This is a genomic window from Halomonas sp. (assembly GCF_052095765.1).
GTDB lineage: Bacteria > Pseudomonadota > Gammaproteobacteria > Pseudomonadales > Halomonadaceae > Halomonas.
In genome coordinates, this window is record NZ_JBQDJZ010000088.1 from 1 (window position 1) to 6,344 (window position 6,344).

Annotated in this window: 5 protein-coding genes; 1 reads left to right on the top strand and 4 read right to left on the bottom strand. The window is 56.0% G+C overall.

Annotated elements, in window-relative coordinates; translation table 11 throughout:
- Window positions 1-243 (bottom strand): ABC transporter substrate binding protein (locus ACTH3D_RS10820; RefSeq protein ID WP_441667122.1); only part of this gene is annotated, 243 nt, incomplete at its 3' end.
- 123 nt (window positions 244-366) lie between these two features.
- Window positions 367-1,881: an aldehyde dehydrogenase gene (locus ACTH3D_RS10825; RefSeq protein WP_441667123.1), complete on the bottom strand. Its 1,515-nt coding sequence runs from the start codon at window positions 1,879-1,881 to the stop codon at window positions 367-369.
- Between the two features lie 504 nt (window positions 1,882-2,385).
- Here ACTH3D_RS10825 and ACTH3D_RS10830 point away from each other — a divergent pair.
- Complete coding sequence (locus tag ACTH3D_RS10830; RefSeq protein WP_441667124.1) at window positions 2,386-4,329, top strand: Na+/H+ antiporter NhaC family protein; 1,944 nt, start codon at window positions 2,386-2,388, stop codon at window positions 4,327-4,329.
- A gap of 137 nt (window positions 4,330-4,466) precedes the next feature.
- Here ACTH3D_RS10830 and ACTH3D_RS10835 read toward each other — a convergent pair whose 3' ends face one another.
- Both ACTH3D_RS10835 and ACTH3D_RS10840 read right to left on the bottom strand, forming a co-directional pair.
- The gene (locus tag ACTH3D_RS10835) at window positions 4,467-5,210 is read right to left on the bottom strand and encodes a gamma-glutamyl-gamma-aminobutyrate hydrolase family protein (protein WP_441667125.1); all 744 of its coding nucleotides are present in this window, start codon (window positions 5,208-5,210) and stop codon (window positions 4,467-4,469) included.
- Between the two features lie 131 nt (window positions 5,211-5,341).
- Window positions 5,342-6,344: NAD(P)/FAD-dependent oxidoreductase (locus ACTH3D_RS10840; protein ID WP_441667126.1), on the bottom strand; the 1,003-nt coding region annotated here is incomplete at its 5' end.

Genomic DNA, 6,344 nt, shown 5'->3' on the forward strand with positions numbered 1-6,344 from the left:
GGCGGCAATTGCGGTGTCGCCCTGGGCGTTCTCAAATCTCACGCGCAGATTTTCCCCATCGATATAGCCGCGCTCTTTCAGCTCATCCAGCACACCCTGGCGACTGGCATCCAGCGCCGGATGCTCGACAATCTGGGTAATCCCCAGTGTGACGGTTTCTTGTTCCTGGCTCTGAGCTTGGACCTGGGCAAACCCAGCCACCATCAGTGATCCCATTAACGCGCTTAATACGGTACGCCGCATATCTTGCTCTCCTGAACATCCCTGAAATACCTGAAAGCAGGCAACTAGAACGCCAATACATCAATATGCAGCACGATAGCGCGTTAGGCGGGCGACGCCAATATACACCGGCTGGCCGGGACGTTATTCCAAGGCAATCCAGACACTTTTTAACGTGGAGTATTCTTCAAGCGAGTGGTGCGACTTGTCACGCCCGTTCCCAGACTGCTTCACACCACCAAAAGGCACCGACTGATCACCACCCGCCCAGTTATTGACGAATACCTGACCAGACTGCAAGCGCCGCGTCACGCGCATGATGCGGTCGATATCCTGGCTCCATAACCCAGCCGCCAACCCGTAGTCACTGTCATTGGCCAGGGCAATGGCCTGCTCTTCCGTGTCAAAACCGAAGACTGACAGCACCGGGCCAAATACTTCTTCACGACCTATCACCATGGTGTCGGTCACATCATCAAAGATGGTGGGTGGAATAAACAGCCCGTTTCCGCTTTGTGATTCGCCACCAGCACGCAGGGTTGCACCTTCTTCCACCCCTTGGCGGATATAATCAAGAATGCCCGCATGTTGTGCCTCATCGACAATAGCACCCATAAAACTGTCCGGGTCAAGCGGGTTTCCGGGCTGCATGGATTCCGCAGCAGCCAGCACCTTGTCGACAAAGGTAGCGCGTATCGAGTCTTCGACCAGCAGCCGCGAACCGGCAATACACACCTCGCCCTGGTTATGGAAAATCGCTTCAGCGGCGTGCTGTGCAACGCGGTCCAGATCCTTACAGTCAGCGAAGACAATATGAGGGCTCTTGCCACCACACTCCAGATATAACCGTTTAAGGTTGGATTGGCCGGCATACTGCGTTAATAGCTTGCCTACCCCCGTGGAGCCGGTGAAGGCCAAGCAATCAACATCCATGGACAAGGCCAGCGCCTTGCCCACTGTATGACCAAAGCCCGGCAGCACCTGGAATACACCGCGCGGAATGCCGGCTTCCCGGGCCAGTTCAGCTAACCGCAGTGCCGACAGCGGCGATTTCTCAGAGGGTTTGAGAATGACACTGTTACCTGCGGCCAGCGCCGGTGAAATCTTCCACGAGGTCATCATCAGCGGGAAATTCCAAGGCACAATAGACGCTACCACGCCCAGCGGCTCACGCAGTATCAGTGCCAGACTGTCTTCGCCCGTAGGGGCTACTTCGCCGTACTGCTTGTCGATGGACTCAGCCTGATAGCGCATACAGCCGATGGCACCGGACAAATCGCCCAGCGCACTATTAATCGGCTTGCCCATGTCCAGGGTATCGAGCAGTGCCAACTCGTTCTTGTTGGCCTCCATCAAGTCTGCCAGTTTAAGCAGTACCTGCTTGCGCTTCGCGGGTGCCATACGCGACCACTCACCGCGCTCAAAGGCCTCCCTCGCTACCTTGACTGCCTTGTCAGCATCAGCCTGATCACAGCTGGCCACCTGGGCCAGAGTCTCACCGGTAGCCGGATTAATCGCGGGGAACGTTTCACCACTGACGGCATCGACAAACGCATCCTCCACATAGGCGCGCGTCTCGAACTCAAGCGATGCTGCCAAGGCTTGCCATTCAGCAAGACTGGTTGGGGAATGTTTGTTGGAAGAATCGATGCGACTCATACGTGTTGCTCCTTCACTACAGTATCATTGGCTTTCTGTGACGCGGCCAGCAGCCTTCTGATGCCACGATAGCACCACCTGCCCCTGCTACGGTTTGGTAATCAATGTCACGACATTATCTTCATCTAACCCAAAGGTTTTCTCTTCCAGCGCGGCGGTACATTCACGCCCGGATGCTCGCGGTCGAGCAGCTATTAAGCGGGCGGTATCTTGATAGGCTATCAGACGCCCTCCAAAAAAGCAGCGCACGTTATTGTTTCCTCAACATATCCATCTTGACTTCGCGTTGCCAGTAATTTTTCAATTATTTTTTAAAAAACAATAAAATACTGATAACAAAGGTTATTTTAAATATAATCTTATCGACGTCAGTATCTATTCGCGGTAAGCGCCTTGACTAACAGACATTGCAAGCCCCACATTGTTGCTTCAACAACAACAGCTCACACCCACCATTGCCTGCGCCACTTCTGGCGCTACCAGACTGGGAGGCTAGAAATAACAATGAAAAGTCACACCTTAGGGCGTACCGTGCTGCTGCTCGCCTTACTACTGATCGCACTGTCCGCCGGCGCCCAGCCCCAAACGGCCACACAACTGGAAGCCCCCGACGTGATCCTGCGCGGGCTACCCTTCAGTATCAATGTTCAGGAACTGCCAGGAGACGGCCCTTACACTGCTATCATTGGTGATCAGCGCCTGAACGTGAGCCTCGACGATCAAGGTGGCGGAGTCATAGAGGGCATACAGGTCGAGGACGCTAGCGCCACATTGACGCTTGTCAATTCTGACGGCACACCATTAGCAAACCTGGATGTCAGGGCGATTTTCGCCTGGCTATCACTACTACCTGCGCTGGTCGCCATCGTTCTTGCCCTAGTCTTTCGCCAAGTGCTAATGGCCCTGTTCGTCGGCATCCTCCTAGGCGGCTGGATCTGGCATGGCATGAGTTTTTCTGCCCTGGCCAGAGCCTTTGGTGACTCGGTTAACGTGCACGTGCTACAAGCCGCCAGTGACAGTGAGCATATGTCCATCGTACTGTTCTGCCTGCTGATCGGCGGCATGGTCGGCATCGTGTCACGTAACGGTGGTACCCAAGGCATCGCACAGCGCATTTCCCGCGTGATTCGCGGGCGCCGCCAGGCCCAGACATCAACCTTCCTGCTAGGTATTGCCATCTTTTTCGACGACTACGCCAACGCACTGATCGTCGGTAATACTATGCGTGCAATTACCGACAAGATGGCTGTCTCTCGCGCCAAGCTTGCTTACATCATTGACAGTACCGCAGCGCCGGTATCGTCGATCATGCTGATAAGTACTTGGATCGGCTTCCAGGTGGGACTGATCAGTGAAGCAATGAGCAACATCGCTGACTGGAATGAATCCGCCTACTCAGTTTTCGTCAACGCCATCCCCTACAATGCCTACCCAATTCTTGCTCTGATTTTTGTATTCATGACCACCTGGCTGGGCCGGGATTTCGGCCCAATGCTCACCGCAGAACGCCGGGCAGTCGCTGCAGGTGGCAAACGCACCACACTCAGCAGCCGCGAAGCCATGGTCGAAGAAGCAGAAATCACCACCAAACCAGGCGTTCCCGTTCGTGCCTTGAATGCTATCGTGCCGATGTTGATTCTGGCAGGCATTACGCTAGGCGGCATTTATGCGACCGGGGTTGCGGCACTCGGACCAGGCGAGCACAGCCTGAAGGACATCTTCGGTGAAGGTGACTCCTTCAGTTCGATGATGTGGGGCTCGCTGGCCGCTTGTGTCGCAGCCATGGTGATGACCCAGGCTCAACGGCTGATGAGCATGACCGAAACAGCCCACTACTGGTTTGAAGGCGTTAAATCCATGCTTTTCCCGATCACCATCCTGATGATGGCCTGGGCATTAGCAAACGTGAACGAAACCTTGCAAACCAGCGACTTTCTGGTTGCGGCACTGGGTGAAAGCCTCAGTCCAGCATGGCTACCGACTGCAATCTTCATTCTGGCAGGGTTCACCGCCTTCGCCACCGGCTCTTCCTGGGGGGTAATGGGCATCATGATACCGCTAGTGATTCCGCTGGCCTGGGCGGTACTGGAACAGAACGGCATGAGCAACACACCAGATGGCATGTCGATTCTCTATGCGTCAGTCGCATCGGTATTGGCGGGCGCGGTATGGGGCGATCACTGCTCACCACTGGCCGATACCACCCTACTCTCCGCCATGGCCAGCGGCTGCGATCTGGTTGAGCATGTGCGCACCCAGCTACCCTACGCGATGCTGGTGGGGACGGTCTCAGTGATATTCGGGACCTTGAGCGTAGGCTATGGATTCAGCTGGTGGCTAGGGCTGTCAGCCGGCGCCATCGTTCTCTTCGGCACCCTGATACTGATCGGTAAACGTCCCGAAAGCCAACCTGCAACCGAACAAACTGCGGTAGAAGATTCAATCTAACTGTGTCGTCATAATCGCCCCAAGACTCTTGCCTTATTACAACAGAGCCCGCGGCTTTCACCGCGGGCTCTGTTCGTACTCTCGCTTTGAACTGTCGTGTTGAGCTATCGCTGAAAAGCAACCTCTCGAACAGGCTATCAAGCCTTTGAACAGGCCTCGGCGAAGCCCTTGAAGATAGCGTCGTACAAAGGGTGCTCGGTGGGCTGCCACTCTGGATGCCACTGCACGCCCAGCGCAAATGCTTCGGCACCGCTGACCGAGATGGCCTCAATCAAGCCATCTGGCGCCAGCCCTTCAACGACCAGGCCATCGCCAAGCCGGTCGATTCCCTGCTGATGAAGCGAGTTCACTGTTGAGTGAAGTTCAGGGTAAAGACCCGCAAGCACACCGCCCGGCTCAATCGTCAGCGCATGAGCCGGCGCATACTGCTGCTGAGCTTCCACACCCTGAGGCTCGCGGTGGTCGAGCTTGCCGGGCTGGTTCTGCACCGCCTGATGCAGGGTGCCGCCGAAGGCCACGTTGAGCTCCTGAAAGCCCCTACAGATACACAGCAACGGCATGCCAAGCGCCAGACTTTCTGGCAACCAGCTCAAGGCAGCGGCGTCCCGGTGCAGGTCGTCACGTGTATTTTCCGGTGCGCGCTCAGCACCATAACGCCCAGGCTCCACGTTGGTATGGCTGCCGGTCAGCAGCAAACCATCAAAACGCGAGAGCAGCCGCTTGGCATACTCGGCGTCGACATCCTCCCATACCGGCAGCACCACCGGATCCAGCCCATAGGTGCGCAAAGCGGTCAGGTACTTGTCGGTCACCATGTGGGCAGGATGGCCCTCGACGTCACGGCGACAGGCGATAACAGCTACCAGAGGGCGATTCTGCATAGGAGTCTCCTTGTAACATGCAAATAATTTTATATAACTAGCCACAGCAAATGCTGGAAGCCTCATCGACCATCTTTTTCAATGAGGCACCACTCATGCTTGGAAATATATTGATGCTTTGAATTATTGAGCTATACGCCAAGCTTGTCGCGCAGCCCATACCACCAGGAGCCCACTACCGAATAAGGAACACGCAGCATGCGCCCTCCGGGGAATGGGAGCCACGGCACCTTGGCGAAGACATCAAACCGGGTCAGGTCGCCGTCGATCGCCTCGGACAGAATACGACCAAAGGTGTGGGATCCTGTAACGCCATGCCCGCTATAACCATGGGCAAAATAAGTGTTGTCGCCGATGCGGCCCATCTGTGGAACGCGGCTGAACGAAAGGGCGAAATTGCCACTCCAGGCGTAGTCGATCTTGACCCCTTTGAGCTGCGGAAACACCTTATCCATATTGCGCTGCAGCTTGGCCTTGATATCGCTGGGATCTGCGCCGCCATAGACGGTGCCGCCGCCGAACAACATACGCTTGTCGCCAGATAGGCGGTAGTAATCGAGGATATAGCGGATATCTTCGACGCACACATCTGTTGGCAACAAGTCGTGCGCCTGCTCTTCACTCAGAGGCTCGGTCGCCATCACCTGCGTTGACACCGGCATGACCCTCGAAGTCAGCGTCGGCACCACGTGCCCCAGATAGGCGTTGCCGCACAGAACCAGCGTCTTGCACGTTATCGACCCCCTAGCCGTCCTGACCACGGGCTGCGGCGCCGCATGATCGACGTCAACCACAGGCGACATCTCAAAGATCAAGCCGCCATTCTGCTCAAACGCCGCCGCCTCGCCGAGGGCCAGGTTCAAGGGGTGCATGTGACCACCGGAGTGATCTATCAGCCCTCCGGCATAGATATCAGAGTTCACATGCTCGCGCAGTTGATCCTTATCCAGCATCTCCTGGTTCTTGATACCGTAACCGGCCCACAGGTTCATCCGCTCTTCCAGCTCTTTCACATGGGCCCCGGTGAGGCCGGTAAAGATATTCTTTTCCTTCAGGTCGCACTTGATGTCGTAGGTGCTGATCCGCTCGCGGATGATCTCCCCGCCTTCCTGCACGAGCCCGGCAACAAAGGTG